At 68.3% G+C, this 21,772-nt stretch carries 19 protein-coding genes; 12 read left to right on the top strand and 7 right to left on the bottom strand.

The annotated features are described in order from the left end of the window. Positions 1–3 precede the first annotated feature (3 nt). The 5 genes from ACFOWZ_RS42630 to ACFOWZ_RS42610 form a co-directional block, all read right to left on the bottom strand. Positions 4–1,272 (bottom strand): MFS transporter, encoded by a 1,269-nt coding sequence (locus tag ACFOWZ_RS42630; RefSeq protein WP_382379680.1) that lies wholly within the window; start codon positions 1,270–1,272, stop codon positions 4–6. Next, the gene (locus tag ACFOWZ_RS42625; RefSeq protein WP_382379679.1) at positions 1,269–2,870 is read right to left on the bottom strand and encodes a condensation domain-containing protein; all 1,602 of its coding nucleotides are present in this window, start codon (positions 2,868–2,870) and stop codon (positions 1,269–1,271) included. The genes ACFOWZ_RS42630 and ACFOWZ_RS42625 overlap by 4 nt, the downstream gene beginning before the upstream one ends. Beyond that, positions 2,870–4,045 carry a cytochrome P450 gene (locus ACFOWZ_RS42620; RefSeq protein ID WP_382379678.1) on the bottom strand — a complete coding sequence of 392 codons (1,176 nt, stop codon included), beginning with the start codon at positions 4,043–4,045 and terminating at the stop codon, positions 2,870–2,872. Before ACFOWZ_RS42620 ends, ACFOWZ_RS42625 begins: the two co-directional genes overlap by 1 nt. 456 nt (positions 4,046–4,501) lie before the next feature. Continuing rightward, complete coding sequence (locus ACFOWZ_RS42615; protein WP_382379677.1) at positions 4,502–6,127, bottom strand: carbamoyltransferase C-terminal domain-containing protein; 1,626 nt, start codon at positions 6,125–6,127, stop codon at positions 4,502–4,504. Positions 6,128–6,521: 394 nt separating this feature from the next. Beyond that, positions 6,522–7,871, bottom strand: coding sequence for a hypothetical protein (locus tag ACFOWZ_RS42610; RefSeq protein ID WP_382379676.1), 1,350 nt, complete (start codon positions 7,869–7,871; stop codon positions 6,522–6,524). Between the two features lie 286 nt (positions 7,872–8,157). Between ACFOWZ_RS42610 and ACFOWZ_RS42605 the strand changes: the two genes are divergently transcribed. The 3 genes from ACFOWZ_RS42605 (at position 8,158) to ACFOWZ_RS42595 (ending at position 11,405) form a co-directional block, all read left to right on the top strand. Continuing rightward, positions 8,158–8,976 (top strand): 2OG-Fe dioxygenase family protein, encoded by an 819-nt coding sequence (locus ACFOWZ_RS42605; protein ID WP_382379675.1) that lies wholly within the window; start codon positions 8,158–8,160, stop codon positions 8,974–8,976. A gap of 291 nt (positions 8,977–9,267) precedes the next feature. After that, positions 9,268–10,269, top strand: coding sequence for a diiron oxygenase (locus ACFOWZ_RS42600; RefSeq protein WP_382379674.1), 1,002 nt, complete (start codon positions 9,268–9,270; stop codon positions 10,267–10,269). A gap of 551 nt (positions 10,270–10,820) precedes the next feature. After that, complete coding sequence (locus ACFOWZ_RS42595; RefSeq protein ID WP_382379673.1) at positions 10,821–11,405, top strand: LmbU family transcriptional regulator; 585 nt, start codon at positions 10,821–10,823, stop codon at positions 11,403–11,405. 76 nt (positions 11,406–11,481) lie between these two features. Here ACFOWZ_RS42595 and ACFOWZ_RS42590 read toward each other — a convergent pair whose 3' ends face one another. After that, positions 11,482–12,318: a type 1 glutamine amidotransferase gene (locus ACFOWZ_RS42590; protein WP_382379672.1), complete on the bottom strand. Its 837-nt coding sequence runs from the start codon at positions 12,316–12,318 to the stop codon at positions 11,482–11,484. Between the two features lie 129 nt (positions 12,319–12,447). On the opposite strand from ACFOWZ_RS42590, the gene fdxA reads away from it, so the two are divergent. The 5 genes from fdxA to ACFOWZ_RS42565 all read left to right on the top strand — a co-directional run bounded on the left by fdxA (position 12,448) and on the right by ACFOWZ_RS42565 (position 16,339). After that, on the top strand, positions 12,448–12,783 hold the full coding sequence (gene fdxA / locus ACFOWZ_RS42585; protein ID WP_382379773.1) for a ferredoxin: 336 nt from the start codon (positions 12,448–12,450) through the stop codon (positions 12,781–12,783). A 50-nt stretch (positions 12,784–12,833) separates the two neighbouring features. Next, positions 12,834–14,294, top strand: a complete 1,461-nt coding sequence (amrS, locus tag ACFOWZ_RS42580) for an AmmeMemoRadiSam system radical SAM enzyme (RefSeq protein WP_382379671.1) — start codon at positions 12,834–12,836, stop codon at positions 14,292–14,294. Beyond that, positions 14,291–14,650 (top strand): cupin domain-containing protein, encoded by a 360-nt coding sequence (locus tag ACFOWZ_RS42575; RefSeq protein ID WP_382379670.1) that lies wholly within the window; start codon positions 14,291–14,293, stop codon positions 14,648–14,650. The genes amrS and ACFOWZ_RS42575 overlap by 4 nt, the downstream gene beginning before the upstream one ends. An 82-nt stretch (positions 14,651–14,732) precedes the next feature. Continuing rightward, positions 14,733–15,707: a quinone oxidoreductase family protein gene (locus ACFOWZ_RS42570; RefSeq protein WP_382379669.1), complete on the top strand. Its 975-nt coding sequence runs from the start codon at positions 14,733–14,735 to the stop codon at positions 15,705–15,707. Beyond that, positions 15,704–16,339 (top strand): YczE/YyaS/YitT family protein, encoded by a 636-nt coding sequence (locus ACFOWZ_RS42565; RefSeq protein WP_382379668.1) that lies wholly within the window; start codon positions 15,704–15,706, stop codon positions 16,337–16,339. Before ACFOWZ_RS42570 ends, ACFOWZ_RS42565 begins: the two co-directional genes overlap by 4 nt. Here ACFOWZ_RS42565 and ACFOWZ_RS42560 read toward each other — a convergent pair. After that, entirely contained in the window at positions 16,336–17,280 is a 945-nt protein-coding gene (locus tag ACFOWZ_RS42560) for a diiron oxygenase (protein ID WP_382379667.1), read from the bottom strand. The genes ACFOWZ_RS42565 and ACFOWZ_RS42560 overlap by 4 nt on opposite strands. 192 nt (positions 17,281–17,472) lie before the next feature. On the opposite strand from ACFOWZ_RS42560, the gene ACFOWZ_RS42555 reads away from it, so the two are divergent. The 4 genes from ACFOWZ_RS42555 to ACFOWZ_RS42540 are packed head-to-tail and all read left to right on the top strand — an operon-like array spanning position 17,473 to position 21,710. Next, positions 17,473–18,948: an RraA family protein gene (locus ACFOWZ_RS42555; protein ID WP_382379666.1), complete on the top strand. Its 1,476-nt coding sequence runs from the start codon at positions 17,473–17,475 to the stop codon at positions 18,946–18,948. Next, positions 18,908–19,291, top strand: coding sequence for a 2Fe-2S iron-sulfur cluster-binding protein (locus ACFOWZ_RS42550; protein ID WP_382379665.1), 384 nt, complete (start codon positions 18,908–18,910; stop codon positions 19,289–19,291). Before ACFOWZ_RS42555 ends, ACFOWZ_RS42550 begins: the two co-directional genes overlap by 41 nt. 15 nt (positions 19,292–19,306) lie before the next feature. Further along, positions 19,307–20,527, top strand: coding sequence for an Nramp family divalent metal transporter (locus ACFOWZ_RS42545; RefSeq protein ID WP_382379664.1), 1,221 nt, complete (start codon positions 19,307–19,309; stop codon positions 20,525–20,527). Between the two features lie 22 nt (positions 20,528–20,549). Next, a complete protein-coding gene (locus ACFOWZ_RS42540) occupies positions 20,550–21,710 on the top strand; it encodes a pyridoxal-phosphate-dependent aminotransferase family protein (protein ID WP_382379663.1) in 1,161 nt (386 codons plus the stop codon). The last annotated feature ends 62 nt before the right edge of the window (positions 21,711–21,772 follow it).

Below are 21,772 nucleotides of genomic sequence, written 5' to 3'. Positions count from 1 at the left end.
GGTTCAGGTTTGGTTCTCGGCTACTCGCAGGCCGCGGATCGGGGACAGTGCGAGCAGCACGGTCGGGATCAGCAGCGCGACGCCGGACAGGAGCACGACGGTCCGCGAACCCGTCGCCTCGGCGGCGACTCCGCCGAGCAGCGATCCGAGCGGGATCGTGCCCCAGATGAGGAAGCGCATCGTGGCGTTCGTGCGACCGAGGAGTGCGGCGGGCGTGACGGCCTGCCGGATGGTCACCGCCGCGACGTTGAAGATCGGAATGCCGCACACGAACAGCAGGTAGCCGCCACCGGCCAGGACGAGGCCGGGGCCCATTCCCGCCGGTGCGATCCCGACCAGGACGACACCGACCGCCATGACGGCACTGCCGATGAGGAAGCCGCCACCGATGCCGACGCGGTTCGAGATCCACCCGGCGGCGAACGATCCGAGCACGCCGCCGACGCCGCCGAGGCTCAGGATCACGCCGACGAACGCCGCCCCCAGCTGGAGGTCGTCGACGATGTAGAGGTACTGGATCGCCAGGAAGGCGTAGACGAACAGGTTCGTGATGGCGGCGACCACCGCGTTCCACCGCAGCACGGCCGACTGCCAGACGAACGCGATGCCGGCCTTGATCTCCTGCCAGGCGGACCGCGTGCCGGTCTCGGTGGTCTCCTGCTGGACGTCGTCCTTGGGAAGCGCCAGCAGCATGGCTCCGGACGCGAGGAACAGCACCGCGTCCGCGATCAGGGCGTAGGGCGCCGTGATGAGCTTGACCAGGGCGCCGCCCAGGCCAGGCCCCACCACCTCGCTGCCGGAACGAGCGGCCTCGAGCTTGGCGTTCGCATCGGTCAGCTGCTCACGGGGAACCAGTGAAGGCATGATCGACAGCGAGGCCACGTCCGACAGCACGGTGAGCGTGCCGAGCAGGAACGCCACCAGGTACAGCTGCGACACGCTCATCCACCCCAGCGCCGCGGCGAGGGGAACGGACAGCACGAGTGGCGCCCGCAGCAGAGAGGTGACGATCAGCAGCGTCCGGCGGGACCACCGGTCGACGAGCACGCCCGCCATCAGAGCGAAGATCAGGAACGGCACCCGCTCGGCCGCGACGAGCAGGCCGAGCTGCACGGGCGAGGCGTCGAGCACCAGCACCGCTGTGAGCGGGATCGCCACCACACTGACCTGAAAACCGGTCTGGGCCATCGCCTGCGAGGCGAGGTACACCAGGTAGCCGCGACGCCGCCAGAGCGACGGAGTCGCCACCGCGGCCGTGTGCTGCTCGGTCATGACGTGAGATCTCCTAGGGCCGGTACTGCGTCCACCCGCTCGTCGGGGTGGTGGATCAGCTTGTCGAACACGGCGAGCATCGTGTTGGCCATCTCCGCGGCCAGCTGCTCCGGATGCCGCACGGTGTCGACCGTCACGTCGAGCTGGAGACCGTAGGCCTGGGGGTCGTAGATCCCCTCGACGCGGATGGGCACGCTGGTGCTGTCGAGCCAGTCCTCGTCCACGGCGATGAGGCCCTGGCTGATGAGCTCGTCCCTGTTGTGGAAGTGCACGAAGTTCAGCGCCACGTCGAAGGGCCGCCTGCCGAGGATCTCGATGACCTCGGAGTACGGGAAACGGCGCTGCGGCAACAGTTCGCGCTCAGCCTCGAACGCCTGCCTCGCCAGTTCCCGCCAGGTGGTTCCGCTCGACGAGAGGCGCACCGGCAGGTGGTTGAGGAACAGCCCGAGCGTGAGGTCGCCTCCTGGTTGCTCCGGGCGGCCGCTCATCGACAGCCCGGCGACCTGGCCGCGACCGAAGGCGGCCTCGACGGCGGTGTAATAGGCGGCGACCACCAGGCTCTTGATCGGCAGGCTCCACGCCGTCGACAGCGCGGCGAGCGACTCGACCGTCGGCAGCGGCGTCAGCACCGAGACCTTGTGGGGGACGGGCGTTGCCGAGCGCCGGGCCGGCTTCACGCCGGTGTCCTCCACCTTGAAACGGTCGAAGAAGCGTCGTTGCCCCTCGTCGGCGAGCGCCTCCCGCTCCAGCCGGACGAACTCGGCGAACGGTGCGGGCGTCGCGAACGAGGGCTGCTCGCCGCGCAGCAGGGCGTGGTAGGTCTTGATCAGCTCCAGGGTGAAGACCGACTCGCTCCAGCCGTCGAAGATGGCGTGGTGGAAGGCGAACGAGAGGCGGAAGCTGTCCTGCCCGGTCGGTGCGGCGTGGGCACGGATCAGCGGGACGCCCTCGGTGTCGAACGGGCGGTCGAGCTTCTCCATCGTCGCGCTGCGGCGGGCCACGACCTCCTCGTCGGTCAGCTCGCGGAGGTCGTCGAGCTCCAGGTCGATGGTCGCCTGCTTCTCGACGAGCTGCAGCGGCTCGGAGTAGCCGCCCAGGTCGAACCGCGTGCGGAGGATCGGGTGCCTGCGCACCACGAGGTCGAGCGTCTGGTGCAGCACCTCGACGTCCAACGGCAGAAGGATCTCCCGGGACACCACGTCGATGTAGAGAGAGCCTTCGCTGGCCGCGCTCTCGAAGAGCAGGCCGAGCTGGAGCCGCGTCATCGGGTAGGCGGCCTCGACACCGGCCGGCAGCTGGTCCCGGTCCTCCTGCGTGAGCAGATCCGCGGCGGGTGCGGTGCCGCCACCGGCCGCCGCGCTCAGGGTCTCGCAGGACCCGCGGAGATCCGGTCGCTTGAACAGGTCCACCAGCTTCAGCGGCAGTCCGCGCTGCTCGGCCGCCGAGATGATCTGGATGGCCAGCAGCGAGTCACCGCCGAGCGCGAAGAAGTCGTCGTCCGGACCGACGTTGTCGACGTGCAGCACCGACTCCCAGATCTCGGCCATGACGGACTCGACGTCGTTGAGCGGCGTTTCGGCACCCCTCGGCGTGCTCATCAGAACTCCTTCTTCGCGGCCGCGGCCGCGAATCGCACGGGCAGGCTGTGAAAGCCGCTCAGGAAATTGGAATAGAGACGCTTGGGCTCGCCGATCAGCTCCATGCCGTCGGCGGCTTCCACCAGCGCGGTGACCAGCGCGGTCAGCTCGATCCTGGCCAGCTGGGCACCGAGGCAGAAATGAGGCCCTTGTGCGAACGTCAGGTGGCGGTTCGGGGAACGCGAAAGTCGCAATCGTCCGGGATCGTCGAACTGTGCCGGATCGAAGTTGGCCGACGAGTTCCAGATCGTGACGATGTCGCCCTGCGCGATCTCACGGCCGTCGAGCGTCGTGTCCGTGGTCGCTACCCGGCCCGCGTGCAAAGTCGGTGTGGTCCACCTGAGGAATTCCTCCACGGCGGTGGCGATCGGCACCTCACCGGTTTTGAGCCGCGCCCACTCGTCGGGCCGGTGAATCAGCGCGTGCACTGTTCCGATCATGGACAGCCGGGTCGTCTCGTCCCCGCCGAGCAGAAGGCTGTACGCGTTGTACAGCAGTTCCTGGTCGGTGAGCGCCACGGACGACCGGGTCATCTGGATCAACAGACCGAGAATGTCGTCGCCGGGCGCGTCCTGCCGCGAACGCGCCAGCCTGGAGAAGTAGAGGAGAATCTCGTTGCGTGCCAGGCGCGCTTCCATCTCGGTGCCGTCCGGCGTTTCCGAGGCGAGTGCCAGCTTGCTCTGACTGAGCAGCAGCTCGCGGTCCTCTTCCGGCACCATGAGCAGATCGCAGATCGCCGCGAGAGGGACGTACGGCGCCACGTCGCGACCGAGATCGCAGTCCTCGCGTGCCACCGCCTCGACCACCAGACGGCGGGTCGCGTCGTGAATGCGCTCACCCAGTCCTGCCAACGCACGAGGAGTCAGCGCCCGCAACAGCTCACGCCTGATCTGCATGTGCCGAGGACCGTCGGAGACCGGAAGCATCTTGCCGCCGGCTGGATCTCCGCCGTTCAGAAGCGTGGCGAGGACGTTGCCGCGGCTCGACGTGTACGTCTCGGTGTCGCGGTAGACCCGCACCGCGGTCTCGTAGCGGCTGACGACCCAGAACCCGCCGTCGGCCGTCGGGTGCCAGGCCACCGGCTCCTGTTCGCGGAGCAGGCTCCACACTTCGCTCAGGTCGCGCTCGGCGTGCACCGCGGGCAGCGTCAGGTCGACATCCGCGAGTGGGCCTGTCCCGAATTCCAGAAAGGAACGCTGCGCGCGCACCCCAATAACCGAGTCTTTCACTCTTCCCCCATTTAGCCACTGCCCCCGCAGCGCCATCCGCTGCCCCCGCAGCGATCCCCAACCACACTACATGGACGCGGTCGCCTTGCGTCAAGCGATGGTTGCCGGCGGTAGGATCAAGAGGCGAGATGTCCAGTTCGCGGTAGATCTTTTCCGGTTCGCGCCGTGCGCATGGAATACTCCGATGGTGACCGGCACACGTGTTCCGCCTGATCAATGCGCCTCTTCGGCCGGTCCGCAAAGCTGTCGCCGCCCAGGTGAACAACTGCTTGATCGTGGACGAATCAACGATTGCTCGCACGTATCCTTCGCGGTGCATTGACGAACCGCTCGCCGTGCATCATTGTGCTCACCGGCGTGGAATTACCTGTCCCGCTTGACTGCGTGGAACCCGTCCGCGCACAGCACTCGGACAGGCGACTCGCACCAGGCGGCCACCGCCTCCGCCGGCGTCTCCACGATCGGTTCTCCGCGCAGGCTGAACGCCGTGTTGGTGACGAGCGGAACCCCGGTGCGCCGCAGGAACTCCCGCAGCATCAGGTGCACGACCGGGTTGTCGGCGGCCGAGAGCGTCTGCACCCGTGCCGTGCCGTCGACGTGGACGACCGCGGGCGCCAGCTCCGCCGTCCGGGGTCGTGCGGACGGGGCGAAGAGCATGTGCGGCGAGCGACCGCAGTCGAACCACTCGGCCGCGTCCTCCTCCAGCACGATCGGGGTCAGCGAGCCGACCGGCTCCTCCGACCGCACCGCTTCCTTGATGCGCTCCAGGGTGTCCGCGGTGCGCGGGTCGCCGAACACGCTGCGGTGGCCGAGCGCCCGCCGACCGATCTCCGAGCCCTCCTGGAACCACATGACCGGCTCGCCGTCCGCCAGGTGCGCGGCGGCACGCCTCGCGCATTCGGCAGGGCCGACATCGCTGATCTCCAGCCTGACGTCGGCTTCCGCCAGCGCCTGCGCCGTCTCCGAACGGGTGTAGGCCTGACCGAGGCACGGAGTGGCGAGTCCGTCGGTGCGCTCCAGGCCGAAGACCACGTGCGCCCCGTAGTAGGCAGCGCCCAGGGAGATCCCGTTGGCGGCCGCGGGGGACACGAAGACGTCGTCGAACCCGCCTTCGACGAGAACGCGTTGGTTGACCGCGGCGTTGAGCGCCGGCCCGCCCGCCAGGCAGAGCACGTCGCAACCGGTGAGCTGCCGCGCGCGCCGGGCGTAGAAGAGCACCGCCCGCTCCAGTGCGGCCTGGAAGCTCGCGGCCAGGTCCGCTCGCTCCTCGAACGTGGTCGCCGGCAGTTCCCGCATCGTCTTCCAGATGCCGTGGTTGTCGATGTCCACGGTGGTGTCGCCGAACCGCATCCTGGCGAGCAGCTGGTCGAGGTGCCGGGGCGTTCCGCACGCGGCCAGCGTCATCGCCTTGTCCTCGTCGACCGCGGCGAAGCCGGACAGCACGGTCCCGATGCGTTGCAGGACACCGGCAGAGTTGGTCAGGTGCGTCTCGTCACGCCGTCCGGAAACGTGCTGCAGCAGCGTCAGTCCTCGCTCGTCACCGCGGTAGACGGACACCGTTTCGCGGCTGCCGGAGCCGGCCTCGTCGCCGGAGCCGTCGAGCACCAGCACGGCTGCCTGCTTCGCCGGCGAGCCGTAGAACGCGGACGCAGCGTGAGCGAGGTCGTGGTTGACGTGCACCGCGCGGTCGAGCAGCGGGGACACGGGGTGCCGCGAGGTGCCGATCCAGAGCCGCACGTCGGACTCGGACACCCCCGCCGCGGACAGGCAGTAGTCGGCCATGCGGCGCATCCGCGCGGTGTGTTCGGCAGGCGAGCCGCAGTCGAGGTCCAGCTGGTCGGACTCGGCGGGGTCCCGGAGGTCCAGGCCGTGCCGCAGTCGCGTCAACCGCTCCTCCTCGATGGCCACGACGGGCTCGGCACCGTGGAACAGGCACAGCGCACGATCGCGCGCCGAATCGGAGAACCCGATGATGTACGGGGTGGTCACGGCCGCACCTGGCCTTCCGTGATCAGCGCGTGCGGCAGTTCTTCGCCATCCGTCACATTTCCTGCCTGCTCGTACCTGGTGGGCGGAGCGGTGGAACCTCGGTGTGTGTTCGCGGTGTTCACCAGGTGATTCCGTTCCTCGATGATCGGTGCTCGGCTCGAATATTGCGGGTGGGTCAATCAGGTGTCAACGGTGTTGCGGCGCAACGGATGCAGCGAGTTTCGGCGATTTTCGGGGAAGAGTTTTTCCGCCACGCCTGCGCCGGTTATGCATTTCTGGTACGCAGAGCTGAAAAAGATCGCGAAACGAATTCTGCGGACCTGGGACGGGGTGAACGGCAGAAAAGACCCCGGCCCCGCGTCGGCGGGTACCGGGGTCCGGTGGAGCAGCGCTGCTACCTGGTCACGGCGACGGTGTCCGAGGCGGAGTGGCCGACGACGCTGATGATCCCGGTCGCACCGTTGGCGAAGAACCGCGCGTACACACCGCCGGGACGGCGGCCGAACAGCAGCGGGCTGAGCACCGGCGCCACCTCGGCGACCTCGGGAACGTCCATCGCGTCGCTCACGACGGCGAGCCGGCAGGTCTGGGCGGGCACGAACCGTTGCACGACACTGTCTTCCGCCTCGGCGGCCGCCTCGACCGCTGCGCGCCAGGCGGCGGCGTCGACCTCACGGCCGATCACCACCTGCCTGCCGTTGCTGCCGATGCCGCGCTTGAGCACCAGGTCTTCCTGCTCGGCGAGCACGTGCTCGAGCAGGTCCACCTCACGGCCGCGCGCGGTGGTGCGCCGGTCGCCGAGGATCCTGGTCCACGGCAGGTACTTCTCCACCACCGCGTGCTCGGCCGCGCTCATCCACGGCCTGCCCTCCGAGAGCAGGCCCATGGCCTTCTTGTTGCCCAGGAAACCCGAGGTCTGCGTGGCGAGCAGCAGACAGCCGTTGTCCAACGCCCGTCGCGCGGCGTCGATCCGAACACCGAGACGCTCGAGGTCGGCGACGTTGAAGTGCCTCAGCCCCAAGGGGTACCGCCGCGCGGGCGCGCAGTCCCACAGCTCGTCGGCGTCCTCCACCTCCACGTAACGCGCGTCGAAGCCGCGGCTGAGCAGGTAGTCGGTCTCGACGTCGAAGTAGCGCGTCTCGGTCGTGGGAGTGACGTTCTCCAGCAACGTGCCGACCCAGGCGAGCTTGCGCGGCAGATCCAGGTCCTGGCAGACGTCCTCGAAGAAGTCGGCTCTCGCCGCGAACGGGTCGTGGTGGCGGAACGGCAGTCCTCCGTCGCCATCGCCGTAGAGCACGCGCCAGGCCTCGTAGCGGCACCACCCCTCGACGACCCCGGCGAACCCGCCGCTGATGTTGAACTCGAGGAACTTCGGCCCGTCCGGCCCGATCACGACGTCCGGCCGCACCATGCAGGCGGCGTACCGCTCCTCGAGGACGTGATCCTTGATGAACAACGGATAATCGCGCTTCGTGGCGCCGTAGGCGGCCATCCGCGCCGCGGCGTCGGGTCCGGCCTCCAGCGCTGTGCGGTGCAGCAGCCCGACCAGCAAGTCGGTGGCGCGGAAGAGTTCGGCGTAGGACGACGACGGCAGCAGGAACGGTGCCGCCGGCAGGAACTCCTGGTACGGGTAACCGATTCCGCGGATCTCGTGCCGGACGACCGTCCGGATCTCGTCGGCCGATGCCGGAGGCGGAGCCAGGTGCCCGCCGAACCAGTCACGGGCGTACTCGGTGGCGGCCATCCGCACCTCGCTTGTCCTTCAGACGGAGAAACTGTTGTGGGCCCAAGGCATCGTTCGGACTCCCGGGTCGACGGTCAAGTCGAGAGGGGAAGCGGTGCGGCGGATCCACGCCGTGTCCCGCCGGCGGGACACGGCGGCGACATCCCCGTCGCCGGATGACTTCACGCGCTCGACACCGTTCGCGGGCCCGTGCCAGCATCGCTGGAGGAAGTGGCGGGCGGACAAGGGATTCCGCGCCCGCCCGTCCCCGTCGACCTTCCCCGCACACAGCCCGAACGGAGCGCGCATGGCTGCACCCAACGGCGAGATCACCTCGGTGACGGCGGCCTGGGCGCCGCTGGGCCGCTCGCGGCTGCGCGAGGACGGGTTCACCCGCTTCCAGGGGGCCGGATACGGCGGAATCGATTGCGCCCCAAGGGATTTCGCCGATCTCCGCGCGGCGTTCGACGATCTTCCCCGCGACCCCCACGCGCCGGGGAGCAACCGCCACCGCCGGTACTCCCAGGCCGTCTACCTGCCGTGGTCCGACACGCTCAGCTGGATTCCCGAAGCGACCGATCCGGTCCTCGGTCCGGTGGCCGAGTACTGGCAGGACACCTTCAACCCCGACTTTCCGGGCCTGCGCAGGAAGTTTCCGGCCCTGCGCGCCGGACTGAAGGAGAACGGCCTGCTGTGCGAGCTGATCCGGGCCAACGTCGGTCACGTGCTGTGGCACGACGAACTGGCCAGGTCGCCCGTCTACGTCGGTGTGCACCTGATCAAGCTGGCGGTCGGCGGACCGGACGAGGTCGCCGTGTCCTCGCCCGACTGTCTCCACCAGGACGGCGGCAGGTCCATGTTCACCTTCGCCCACCTGGTGACCAACGACAACGTCGATGGTGGCGAGAACGTCATCGCCGCCCCGGGGTGTGCCGGCATGCTCCCGGACGCCGTGGCGTTCGAGGACGTCCTCGCCCGGTTCCGGTTGACCGCGCCGCTCGACGGTTACGCCGTGCACGACGCGCGCGTCAGCCACTACGTGAGCCCTGTCCGCGGTGCGGGAGGGGCCGCCGGCAGCCGCGGAGTGGTGATCATGGGCATCGCGCCGATGTCCGCGCAGTTCTAGTGGCGTGGCTCGCAACGTTGCCGGGGGAATTCGCGGTCAGACGGGCGTCCTGCTGAGGGTGAATCACCTCGCCGACGTTGCGTGACACGCCTAGGGCCTGCCCAGGTCCGATCCGCGACAGCCGGGCCTGCGGCGGCCCCTGGCGGCACGGCCCACGTGCAGCGCCGGTGGTGCGGACCGTCCGGCCGCACCACCGGGAACCACCTCGAGCGCGACTCTCATGGAACCGGACTTCGACACAGGCACCAGTTCTGCTCGTGTCAGCCCTTCGACCGAACACGGGAGTGTGAAATGCCCGCGGACCTGACCATCTTCGACTCGTGGCACGACAGGGCGGGTGTGCGCAAGGACGCCCGGCTCGTCGTGGGTGACGAGGACCTGGCGACCAAGAAGTTCTTCCCCGACCACGTGGTTCCGCACCTGCGCCACCCCCTGGTGGTCGCCAGGGAGGACACCGCCCGGCGTTACCTCGCCGCCCAGCACCTGTACCAGTGGCTGCGCTTCACCGAACGGTTCGAGGTGGAGGTCGTGCTGCGCACGGTGCAGCGGATCGCCGACGGGGCCAGCGGTGTCGACCTGTCGAAGAAGATGCGCCGGTACGCGATGAAGATCAACGTCGACGAGCAGTTCCACGCGTTGTACAGCATCGACGTGGCCGACCAGATCGAGGAGGCGTCGGGGATCCGCGCGCTGCCGTTCGACTTCGCTCCCTACCTGCGTCACCTCGACGGGATCGGGTCGGAGAACCCGAGCTACGCCAAACTCGTCCAGCTGCTGCAGGTCATCGTGTTCGAGACCCTGATCACCTCGCTGTTGCAGGACGTGCCGCGGGACGACGACCTCATCACGGTCGTGCGGGAAACCGTGCGCGACCACGCAGCCGACGAGGTGTACCACCACGCCTACTTCGCGCAGGTCTTCAAGGAGTTGTGGACCCAGCTCGATCCCGCCGACCGCAGGGCGGTGGCGCACTTCCTGCCCGCGGTGATCGTGCGGTCCCTGCAGCCGGCCACGCGGTCCGCGCGGCTCGCCCTGGCCGGAGTCGGGTTCAGCCCGGCGGACGTCGACACGATCGTCGCCGAGTCCTACGACCAGGACTCGGTGATGAGCGGCATCCGCTTCGCCGCGCGGCGCACTGTCGGGCTGTTCCGCAAATGCGGTGTCTTCGACGTCCCGGGGGCGAGGGAAGCGTTCGTCAGCGCGGGCTTCGCCGACCCCGGTGAGGGCGGAACCGCCGCCCTGGACGGCATCGACGACATCCGCGCCGCCATCGGTGGCCTGGACGTCCCCTGATCGCAGCCCGTCGCTTTGCGGATCGCCGGGCGACATTTGCTGTTCGGGGGAAAGAAATTGCAGTGTGAAGTATCTGGTGGGCGGGACCTCGGACCTCGTCAGCCCTGGAGAACGATTCACGACCACCCGTGCCGTTGGGTGGCAGGTTTTCCGGAAAGTCCCATTTGAAGGCCGGGCCGGTCGTGGTGACCGCGCTTCGCGGGCCGGTCCGCCTCGGCCTGCTCGTCGTTCGCTTGTTCGTCTTCCTGGTGGTCTGTAAGGTCGGTGACGTAGCGTGAGAGTTGGGGCACAGGGGGTTTGCTGGCACAGGTTCTCGTTTCCGGATGAACGACCACGTTCACCCGGCGATCACGGCTGTGTTCATGTGTGTGTACCCGAAGAACAGTCCGCGCTCACTTGATCATATTGAATGTTCGTGTACCTGGGGGGTACGAATGAATGCGGGAAGCGTTTCGCGGAAAGTCGGGCAAATCGCGCCGCTGTACGAGTCCGGAAGCGGCCGGTCCGTCCCGAAGCCGCGGATGGCCAACGCGAACTCATGGGCAGAGCTGGTGCTCCCCGACTTGCCCGCGGTCGACGGTGTCGAGATCCGATCGAACGGACTTCTGCTCCCGCAGGGGATGCCGTTCGGCGCCTGGGAGTGCATCGGCCAGTTCGTGCTGAACGCGGCCGAGTCCGTCACCTGGTGGATCGGTGACCTGCTCGTGTACGGCCAGGACGCTTTCGGCGACCGGTACGAACAAGCCATCGCGCGCACGTCGCTCGACTACCAGACCCTGCGCAACTACGCGTGGATCGCGAAGAAGTTCCCGGTGTCCCGCCGGCGGGACAAGCTCAGCTTCGGACACCACTCGGAGGTCGCGGCGCTCGTCGAGAGCGAGCAGGACGTCTGGCTGGAGCGCGCGGAACGGCTCGGCTGGTCGCGCAACGAGTTGCGGCGCAGGCTGCGGGCGGCGCGCAACGCCCGCCTGATGGGCGGCACCGAGCAGCGGCAGCCGCTCACCCAGGCCGTCAACCTGCAGGTTTCGGTCCGGCAGCACGAGCGTTGGCGCGAGGCGGCCGAGCAGATGAACTGCTCGATCGACCACTGGATCGTCGAGACGCTGGACGAGGCCGCGGGCATCCGCTCCGAGTGACGTGCGGCTGGCAGGACGATCGGGCCGATCCGTTCGCGGACCAGCCCGATCGTTCCGGACGCCCCGCGCGAAGGCACTAACCCGGCAGATCCGCCAGCACCTTCCGGCCGCACGGGCACCCGCGGCGCGGTCCGCTCTCCACCAGGCCCATCCAGCCGGTGAAGATCCGCTCGGCCAGTCTGAGCATCCGCGTCTCGGCGATCCGCAGGTCCGCGGTCAGGGCGCGAGCGGCACCGGGCCCGAGTTCCTCTGCCACTTCCCCGGCACACGACGGCACGGCCAGCCAGTCGGCGAGCAGCCCGGTGGACACCTCCGCGTGGAACTGCAGCCCGTAGGCCTTCGTCCCGATCCGCATCGCCTGGTGGGGCACGTCGTCGCCCTCGGCCAGCAGCACCGCACCCACCGGCAGGTCAAAGGTCTCGCCGTGCCACTGGAACACCTGCAATGTGCGCGGCAGACCGCCGAAGAGCGGATCGTCGAATGACGGAGCTGCCATTCGGACGGCGTGGATGCCGAATTCCCGCTGACGAGCCGGATACACCTGTGCGCCGAAGGCCGAGGCGAGGATCTGGGCTCCGAGGCAAACACCGAAGAACGGCGTTCCGGCCGTCACCGCGGCAGCCACCACCTGTTTCTCGGTGGACAGCCAGGGGAATTCCCGCTCGTCGTTGACGCTCATCGGGCCGCCCATTGCGAGAACGCCGTCGAACGGGCGGTGGTCCGGGAACTCCTGTCCCAGGTCCGGGCGGCAGGTCACCACCCGCCACCCGGCCTCCAGCAGGAGGTCGCGGTAGATCGCGGGGACCTCCCAGTCGGCGTGCTGAAGCACCAGAATCTGCGGCGAGTGCCGGCTCTCACCTGGCTCGTCCCGTTGCTTGCGACAACCGCGGCAAGGCAGATCACGAGGTTTCATGGAAAAAAGGTAGCAGCCACATAGTTTGAAAAGCCTTGCCCTGATCTCGATTTTCCCAGCAAGATGAGAAGGTCAGAAGGACTGGCGTGCCGAATGCGATTGCTCGGTGCGACGGAGATCGGATTCTGGATGGCCTACATCATTACTGAGCCCTGTCTGGACATAAAGGACAGGGCATGCGTTGAGGTGTGCCCGGTCGATTGCATTTATGAGGGTGAGCGGTTCCTCTACATCCACCCCGACGAATGTGTCGACTGCTCGGCCTGCGAGCCGGTCTGCCCGGTCGAGGCGATCTACCCGGACGACCAGCTGCCGGCCGAGCTGGCCGAGTACGCCGGGATCAACGCGGACTTCTTCACGGCGGTGACGCAGCTCGGCTCACCGGGCGGAGCCACGATCGTCGGGCCGGTCGAGACCGATCATCCCGCGATCTCCCGGCAACTCGGCCGCGAGCACGCCTCCTGACCGGCTGAACGACGCAGGCCACCCACCACGACGGTTTGAGGAGTCCACACATGACCCTGAGCGCGGTCCCCAAGAAGTGGCAGGAGGTCGGCTACCCGGCGCGGCTGGAGGAACGGCTCGACGACGACGTGGTCCGATGTCACCTGAGCCCCCGCAACTGCAAGATCCGGCCAGGACAGCACGGGTTCTGCATCGTGCGGGCCAACAGGGACGGCCGGCTGGTCAGCCTGAACTACGGCAGGTCCGTGCACGCCACCGAGGAGACCATCGAGACGGAGGCCGTGTTCCACTACGAGCCGGGCGCCCGGATCCTCTCGATGGGCAACATCGGCTGCATGCTGAACTGCGACTACTGCCACAACTGGAAGACGTCGCAGGCGCGGTACGTCGAGGACAAGGACGTGTACTACTACACGCCCGAAGAAGTGGTCGACATCGCCGTGCGGCACGGCATCAAGGTGCTGTCCTGGACGTACAACGACCCGGTGGTCTGGCACGAGTTCGTGGTGGAGACCGCGCGACTGGCGCAGCAGGCGGGGATCGTCAACCTCTACAAGTCCGCGTTCTTCATCTCGAGCGAGGCGATCGAGGAGCTCATCCCGGTCATCGACATCTTCTCGATCTCCATCAAGTCCATGGACCCCAAGTACTACCGCAAGATCACCAAGGGCTGGATCGAGCCGGTGCTCGAGGGAACCGAGCAGGTGTTCCGCGCGGGCAAGCACGTCGAGGTGTCGACGTTGATGGTCACCAACCTCAGCGACGACGAGAAGACAGCACGCGCGATGGCGTCGTTCGTGCTGGACAAGCTCGGCCCGCAGGTGCCGACGCACTTCGTGCGCTTCCACCCCGACTACAAGATGACCGACACCATCCGCACGCCGGTCGAGAGGCTGGAACACGCGCGCCGAGTCGCGCTCGACATGGGCCTTCAGAACGTCTACCTCGGCAACGTCTACGACACCGAGTCGACGAACACGTGGTGCCACAACTGCGGTGAGCTCCTCGTCACGCGGTACGGGCTCAACGCGAAGGCGTTCGGCATCGACGCGGGCGGCCACTGCACCAAGTGCGGGACGGACGCGAACTTCCGGCGCATCGCCGGTGTTCCCGCTCCGAAGGTGGTGCCGGAGCTGCCCGACGCGGACCAGCTCGACATCGCGACGTTCGACTGGTACGGCGACGTGAAGGCGCTGCACGTCCAGGTGCGCAACGACTCCAGCGCGCCGGACCGGGTCTACTGCCGCCGCAACCGCCGCGGCCACGAGCGCGGCGAGTGGGGCGTCATCGAGCTGCAGCCGGGCGAGAGCTACCGGTTCATCGCGGCGAAGTCCACAACGGACGAACACGGTGTCGCCGTGGCCGTGCCGAAGACCTGCACCTCGAGTCTGCACCAGGTCTTCGACCGCGCTCACTTCCCGACGCTGGACGCCGACGCGGGCACGTTGAACGCCGACGTGACGCCACTTCCACTGTTCGTCAGTCCGGTTCGAGGCAAGGAGCAGGCATGAGCGAGCCGCAGTTTCCCGACGTGGTCGTGGTCGAGGGGGAGAAGGTCCTCCCGCAGGAGGCATTCCCGAACCTCACCAGGCGGGTGCTCGCCCACAACGACAAGTTGATGATCGTCGAGCACGTGATGGAGGCGGGTTCGGTCTTCCCGCGCCACAACCACCCGCACGAGCAGCTCGCCTACCTGATCTCGGGACACATCCGGGTGCAGTTCGGTGACGACGAGCCGATCGAGGCGAGGGCAGGCGACAGCTTCGTCGTGCGCGGCGGTGTCGACCACCAGGTCTGGGCCATCGAGAAGTCGGTCGCGCTCGACGTGTTCACCCCCTACCGCGAGGACTACGTGGAGTCGGCCTGACTCCTGTCGGCGGCGGGCGGTCCGTGCCGGTCCGCCCGCCGTTCCCGCAGCCGAAAGACCCTGCTACGCAACAGGAGTTGTGGTGACGACCCGTGACCGGTTTCCGGCGATGCGACTGAGCACGCCCGGCGGAGCGCTCGAGCTGCACCCGCTCGAGCCGGCGCGACCCGAGTCGGACGACGACGTCCTCGTCCGCATGGCTTATGCCGGGGTCAACCCCGTGGACTCGTACGTCCGCGCGGGCACCGTGGGTGACCCGAACCTGCTGCCCCGCACACTCGGGGTGGAGGGCGTCGGTGAGTCCGGCGGCCAGTGGTACGTCGTCCACGGCGGCGGGATCGGAGTTGCCCGCGACGGCACGTGGGCGGAGTACGTCGTGGCGCCGCGGGACGCGCTGGTGCCGGTGCCGGCCGGGCTCGACCTGGAGCTGGCGGCCTGCGCCGGTGTCGTCGGAGCGACAGCCGTCCGCGTCACGTGCGACCTCGCCGACGTGACGAAGGACGATCGGGTGCTGGTGCTCGGCGCGGCCGGCGGTGTGGGCACCGCCGTCACCAGCGTCGCGCTCAGCCGCGGCGCCGACGTGTGGGGCCAGGTCGGTGACCCCGCCAAGGCGGACGTCGTCGTCGACGGGTGGGCGGAGCCGGTCGTCGCGGCCACGCCCGACGAGCTGCGGGAGCTGGTCGCCGGCCTCGGCATCACGGTGGCGTTCGACGCGCTCGGCGGCGGCTACACCGGTGTGCTGGTCGAGTCGCTGGCTCCGCACGGGCGGCTGATCAGTTACGGCGTGGCGGCCGGGCCGCGGTCGGAATTGCCGATGCAGGCCTTGTACCGCAAGAACATCACCGTCCGCGGGTACGGCGGCGTGGCAGAGCCGGAGGAGCGGGTGCGTTCAGCCATCGGCCGGGCGCTGGACCAGCTCGCCGCGGCCGACATGAAGATCCCGGTTGACCGGGTGGTGCCGCTGGATCGCGCAGAGGAGGCGCTCGAGGACCTCAAGGCACGGCGAGTGCGCGGAAAGGTGCTGCTGGACACCCGCACCGTCGAGGAGTGGGCGTGATCAGGAGGCGGATGCTCGGCAAGTACCTCGTCGGGTGCGTCCTGTTCGCACTGGGCGCCTACCTGTTCGTCCACTCCGGACTGGGAACGGACCCGTTGGACACGTTCGCGCTGGGCGTGTTGAAACACCTGCCGCTCACGGTGGGGTTGGTGCAGCTCGGTGTCGCGGTCATCTGCCTCGCGGCGGTCGCGCTGTGGACGCGGCGCAGGCCCCTGCTGGCGCCGCTGTTCACGTTCTTCTTCTGCGGCAGCATGATCGACCTCCTGCTCGCGGTGGACGTCCTGCACGGTGCCGGCGTCTCGGCGGTGGTCGTGCTCGCCGCGGGAACCCTTCTGTGTGCGTACGGTTCCGCGTTCATCATCATGAGCGGCTTCGGCATCAGGGCCGTCGACCTGCTGGCGATCACGACGGTGCAGATGTGGCGCTGGCCGTTCTGGCTCGGCAAGCTGCTCGTCGAGCTCACCCTGCTGGGAACCGGTTACCTGCTCGGCGGGCCGGCCGGGGTGGGCACCGTGGTGTTCCTGGTCGGCGTCGGACTGCTGGTGCAGCCGTTGGTGCGGACCAACGAGGCGCTGTTCGGCATCGTCAACCTCGGTCTGCCGAGAACGGGTGAACCGCTGCCGGGCACCTAGTCCACGAGGCCCAGCCGGGCGAAGCTGTCGTAGGTCCGCGAATCCTCGAACACGCCGTTTCGTTCGAACAGGCGCAGCGTCGCGGCTCCCGCCGCACGGATCGACCGGCCCACGGAGATCGGGTCGTTCACCTCTTCCAGCACGCCGTGCACCGTCTCCCGGTCCAGCCCGGCCAGCGTGAGCAGATGCGCGTCGGCGGCCTGGTCGGGCCCCAGGAACGCGGTGACGAACTCCGGCAGCAGTGGGCCGATCGCGGACCGCTGCCGTCGGCCGAGCTGGTGCCACGCGTGCTGGAAGAACTGTGCGAAATAGGCGTGGTGGCGACGTTCGTCCTCCGCGTGGTCCGCCACTGTTTCGCGGACCGAGGTGATGATCCGCTGGTCGCGCGGAATTTCGTTGAGAATCGCGGAGATCAACGTCTCGGACACGACGGTGAAGAAGATCCTCGTCAAGCCTCGAATGTCGCTGTCCTCGTCGGATTCGATCCGTTCGAGGTCGAGCAGAAAGCGGGGGAAAAGCTCTGGCGAGTGTTCTCCTGTGGCGACCACGAGCTGTTCTTGGAGGTCGTCGGAGAACAGTGCGTGCCAGGATTCGTCGGTGCAGATCATGTACGCGTCGCGGAGCATGTGGCGCGGTAGTTCGAAACCGCAGCGGCGACGACTGATCAGCTGGGTGGCGGGGTTGACCACGAGCTGTTCGAGATCGCTGGTGAAGTCGAGGTAGATGTGCAGCCGGTGTAGAAGAAGGCGTCTGACCAGCGCTTCATCGGTTACTCGTGCCACCTCTGGGTGTCCGAGGAGGCCGACGAGCTCCGGTGGGAAGAACAGCTTGCCGTCGAGTTGCTCGTCGAGAATCCGCCGCGGTTTGGTTCGCACGCTCGCCCGGTCGTCCCAATTGCCGAACCCGGAACGGTAGGCAGTCTGCTCAGATGTGTTGGTCACCGCACATCCTTTCTTGATCGGCGTTCCGGGCTCATCGTGAGACGGCCCGGAGTGCGCGGTCAAGGAAGTCGCAACCAACTCGCGAACTCTTTTCCTGGCCTTGACGACCTGGCCGGCACTCGGTGATGATCGGAGCGCGGAAGCCTCAGGACCGTCCTATTTTTCTGCGGGTGAAGAACGGGTGTTGAAGCTATGACTGCCACTGTTCAGGATCATGTCGTCGCAGCGCTGGGGAGCGTTTACACGGGCGCGCTGACGGACATTCTCGACGGGCTCGGACTCGTCAACCAGAGCCTTTCACCGGATTTCCTGCCGCTCGCACCGGGGATGCGGTTCGTCGGGCCCGCGTATCCGGTCGAGGTCCGGCCCAACCCGCTGGCGGTGTCGCACGGCAAGAGCGCGAGCGGTCTGTTCGAGATGCTCGGGTCGGTTCCCAGCGGCCACGTCGTGGCGGTCCAGATGAACGGCATCGAGGCGTCGATCTTCGGTGACCTGTCCGTCACCGCGCTGCAGGCGCAGGGGGCGGCCGGTGCGGTGATCGACGGCGGTGCTCGCGACATCCACTCGCTGCGGCAGATCGGTTTCCCGATCGTGCCGAGGTTCGTCCGGCCGCAGGGGTTCATCCAGCGCGGCGACTGGGTCGGCTGGGGGCGTGACCCGATCCAGATCGAGGGCATCCGGATCGCACCCGGCGACTACATCGCCGCCGACGAGTCCGGTGTCGTCGTCGTGCCCGCCGGGGTGGCGAACCAGGTCGCCGAGGCCGTCACCAAGCTGGCGGACAAGGAGGATGTGCTCCGCGCCGAGATCGCCAGGGGCATGAACCCGTCGGAGGCGTTCCAGCGTTACTACGTCAACGAGGAGAAGCCCGCCGGCACCGTCTCCGCGTCCCGGCCGGCGCCGTCGCCGAACGGCCACACGCACGCGCCGGCACCGGCGAAGGCACGGGGAAACCCGAGTCCGGCTCCGCACCTGGCGGTTGGGCACGGCTCTTCCGCCGCGTCCGGAAACGGATATCGCGGCCCGATCGAACCGGGTGACCTCACCAGGCGGGCGAGCATCGAGGAGCTGGAGGCCCGCGGCCTCGACGTCGTCGCGTTGCGCGAGAAGCTCATCGACAACGCAGCGGCCGAGTTCACGACGTACTACTACTACACGATCTTGCGGAACTTCCTCGCCGGCAACGAGGACTACAAGGCGATCACCGAGGACGCACGGCTCGAGGACCGCTCTCACTTCGAGCTGATCTTCCCGCGGATCTACGAGCTGGGCGGCACCCTGCCCTTCGACATCAGGGACCTCGCCGACCGCGCCGGTTGCGCCGACGCCTACCTGCCGAACACGAACAACGGCAGGCTCACGTGGGGATCGGCCACCGGTGAGTCGACCAGCCCGGCGAACGCCACGGAGATCCTGACCGTGCTGCTCGAAGCCGAACGCTGCGCGGTGCGGTCGTGGTGGGAGATCTGCGACATGACCTTCGGCAAGGACCCGCGCACCTACGAACTGGCCATGCGGATCCTCAACGAGGAGGTCGAGCACGAGGCCTGGTTCATCGAGCTGCTGAGCATGGAACGGGACGGCGTCGCACGGCCGTCGGGTCACTTCAGCCGAGGCGAGGTGGGAGATGCGCCGTGGAGCCGGAACCGGCCCTTCGGCCACGCCTGATCCCGTTCCGCCGCAACGGTTCGAGGTCGAGATCGAGATCGACGGCGTGACCGCCCGCTTCGAGGTTCACGCGGACGAGTTCGTGCTCGAGGCGGCGAGCCGGCAGGGCCTGCGCCTGCGCGCCCTCTGCCGGCAGGGCTGGTGCACGCGGTGCGCGGTGCGGGTGACCTCCGGCGAGATCGACCAGTCCGCGTCGCTGCGGTTCTACGACGAGGACCGGAGCGCTGGGTTCGCACTGGTGTGCACCGGGCGGCCCTGCTCACCGCTGCGGCTCGTCGCCGATCAGCACGAAGCCATGCGGGCACACCGCATTTCGTCCGGGCTGCCGGTGCCGAGGGGATGAGCGGAGGACACACACGTGCTGAAGGAACGCATCTCCCGGCTGCGTCCGGCGGCCAGGCTGCCGATCCTGTTCGGGCCCGGTTTCGTCGCCGCTGTCGCCTACATCGACCCCGGCAACTTCGCGACCGACTTCCAGGCGGGTGCGAAGTTCGGCTACGGGCTCCTCTGGGTGGTCGTCGCGGCCAACCTGATCGGCATGTTCGTGCAGTACCTGTCGCTGAAGTCCGGTGTGGCCACGGGAAAGGACCTGCCCGAGCTGTGTCGCGACCGGTACCCGCGGCCGGTGGTGTGGGGCCTGTGGGCGCAGGCGGAGGTCGTCACGATGGCCACAGATCTGGCCGAGTTCGTCGGGGCGGCGGTCGCGTTGAACCTGTTGTTCGGGGTGCCGCTGCTCCCGGCGGCCTTGATCAACGCGGTGGTGAGCCTCGCCGTGCTCGCCTTGCAGCGCAAGGGACATCGGCCGTTCGAGCTGGTGATCACCGCGATGCTCGGGCTGGTGGCAGGCGGGTTCGCGTACGACCTGTTCGTGCTCGCCGACCGGTTGCCTGGCGGGGTGGCGAGCGGGCTCGTGCCGATGTTCCACGGCGGTGACTCGGTGGTGCTCGCGGTGGGAATCCTCGGTGCGACGGTGATGCCACACGTGGTGTACCTCCACGGCGCGCTGGTCGTGGCCAGAGGCGATCGCGGATCGAAGCAGCGGTTGCTGCGGTCGTTGCGGTTCGACTGCGTGCTCGGCATGGGCCTGGCCGGACTGGTCAACGCGGCGATGCTGGGCACGGCGGTGGCGTTGTTCTACGGGCGGGAAGGCGGGTTCGACGGATCGCTCGCCGGTGCCCACCAGAGCCTGGGGCAGTTCGCGGGAGGTCTCGCGGCGCTCGCGTTCGCGGTGGCGCTGTTGAGTTCCGGTGTCGCGGCGACCGGGGTGGGGACGTACGCCGGGCAGGTGGTCATGCAGGGCTTCCTGCGGTTCCGCGTGCCCCTGCTCCTCCGGCGCGTGATCACCATGGCACCCGCGGTCGTGATCCTCGCACTCGGCGTCAGCCCGGACTCCGCGCTCGTCGTGTCCCAGGTCGTGTTGTCGTTCGGCATCCCGTTCGTGCTCGTACCGCTGGTGCTGGTCACCAGGGACCGTTCCGTCATGGGTGAGCTGGTCAACCGGCGCACGACGACGGTCGCGGCGGCAGTGATCGCCACATTGATCATCTTGTTGAACGGCTACCTGCTGACGCAGGTGTAGCCACACGGAGGGGGACAAGCCGGTGACAGGAGTCGTGGACAGCGGTGTGCGCCAGGAGACCCGCACGCCACCGCTCGCCATGGTGGTCGGTCCGACCAGGCAGGCGCCGTCGGTGCTGGAGAAGCTGAGCGAGCCGGCGCCACCGCTCACCGATCCCGGGTTCATCGCCGAGTTCGGGCGCTGCCTGCGCAGGCTGCGCGAGGTCGTCGGAACGACCACCGGAGCCGTCGCGGTGGTACCGGGCAGCGGCACGATCGGCATGGAGAGCATCGCGCTCAGCCTCCTGCAGCCAGGAGAGCCCGTGCTGGTCGTGTCGACCGGGATGTGGGCTGACCGGTGGCGGGACATCTGCCTGCGCAACCACATCCCGGCCGTGGCGCTGGAGGTCGCGCCCGGCCAGGCGCCTGATCTCGGCCGGGTGGACGAGGCGCTGCGCGAGACGCGCTTCCAGGCGGTGCTGGTCGCGCACGCCGACTCCAGCACAGGCGTGCGAGCCGACCTCGCCGAGATCGCGAAGCGAGCGCGTCAGCACGACGCGCTGTGCTTCGTGGACGGTGTGTCGGCGATCGGCGCGGAGGAGGTCGAGTTCGACGACTGGGGACTGGACGTCTACCTCGGCGGCCCCTCCAAGGCGCTGGCGTCCGCGCCCGGCCTGGGGATCTACGCACTCAGCGAGCGCGCGGTGCGCCGGATGCGCGACCGGACCTGGATACCCAGCACGTTCGCTCTGGACCTGGCGCCGTGGCTGCCGGTGATGGCCGCGACCGAACGCGGTGAGTTCGCGTACTTCCAGTCACCCGCCAGCAACAGCGTCGTCGCGCTCTCCGAGTCGTTGCGGCTGGTGCTGGCGGAAGGAAGGCAGGCGCGGGTCGACCGGCACGCGCGGTTGCGCGACAGACTGCACGCGGGGCTGGCCGCTCTCGACGTCCAGGTGCTCGTCGCAGACGTGCGAGACCGGGCGAACGGCGTCACAGTCTGCGTTGTGCCGGAAGGGATCGAGGAACACGACCTGCTGCGCGCGGTGGCGGACGAGGGCGTCGTCGTGCAGGCGGGCACGCTGGTGACGGCTGGTGGCGAACGGACGTTCCGGTTCGGGCACATGGGCGTCGTGGACGCCGCGGACGTCGACAGGGCGCTCGCGGCCGTCTCGGCCGGCCTGAGCCGGTGCCGAGCCGGTCGCTGAGGCCCGGTCAACACGAAATCGAATGCGGTCGAAACATCGACCGCATTCGATTTCGCATGGCT

The organism is Lentzea rhizosphaerae, from assembly GCF_042649515.1.
Lineage (GTDB): Bacteria > Actinomycetota > Actinomycetes > Mycobacteriales > Pseudonocardiaceae > Lentzea > Lentzea aerocolonigenes.
Note: the sequence above shows the minus strand (reverse complement) of the source record. Positions and strands in the feature narration are given on the sequence as shown.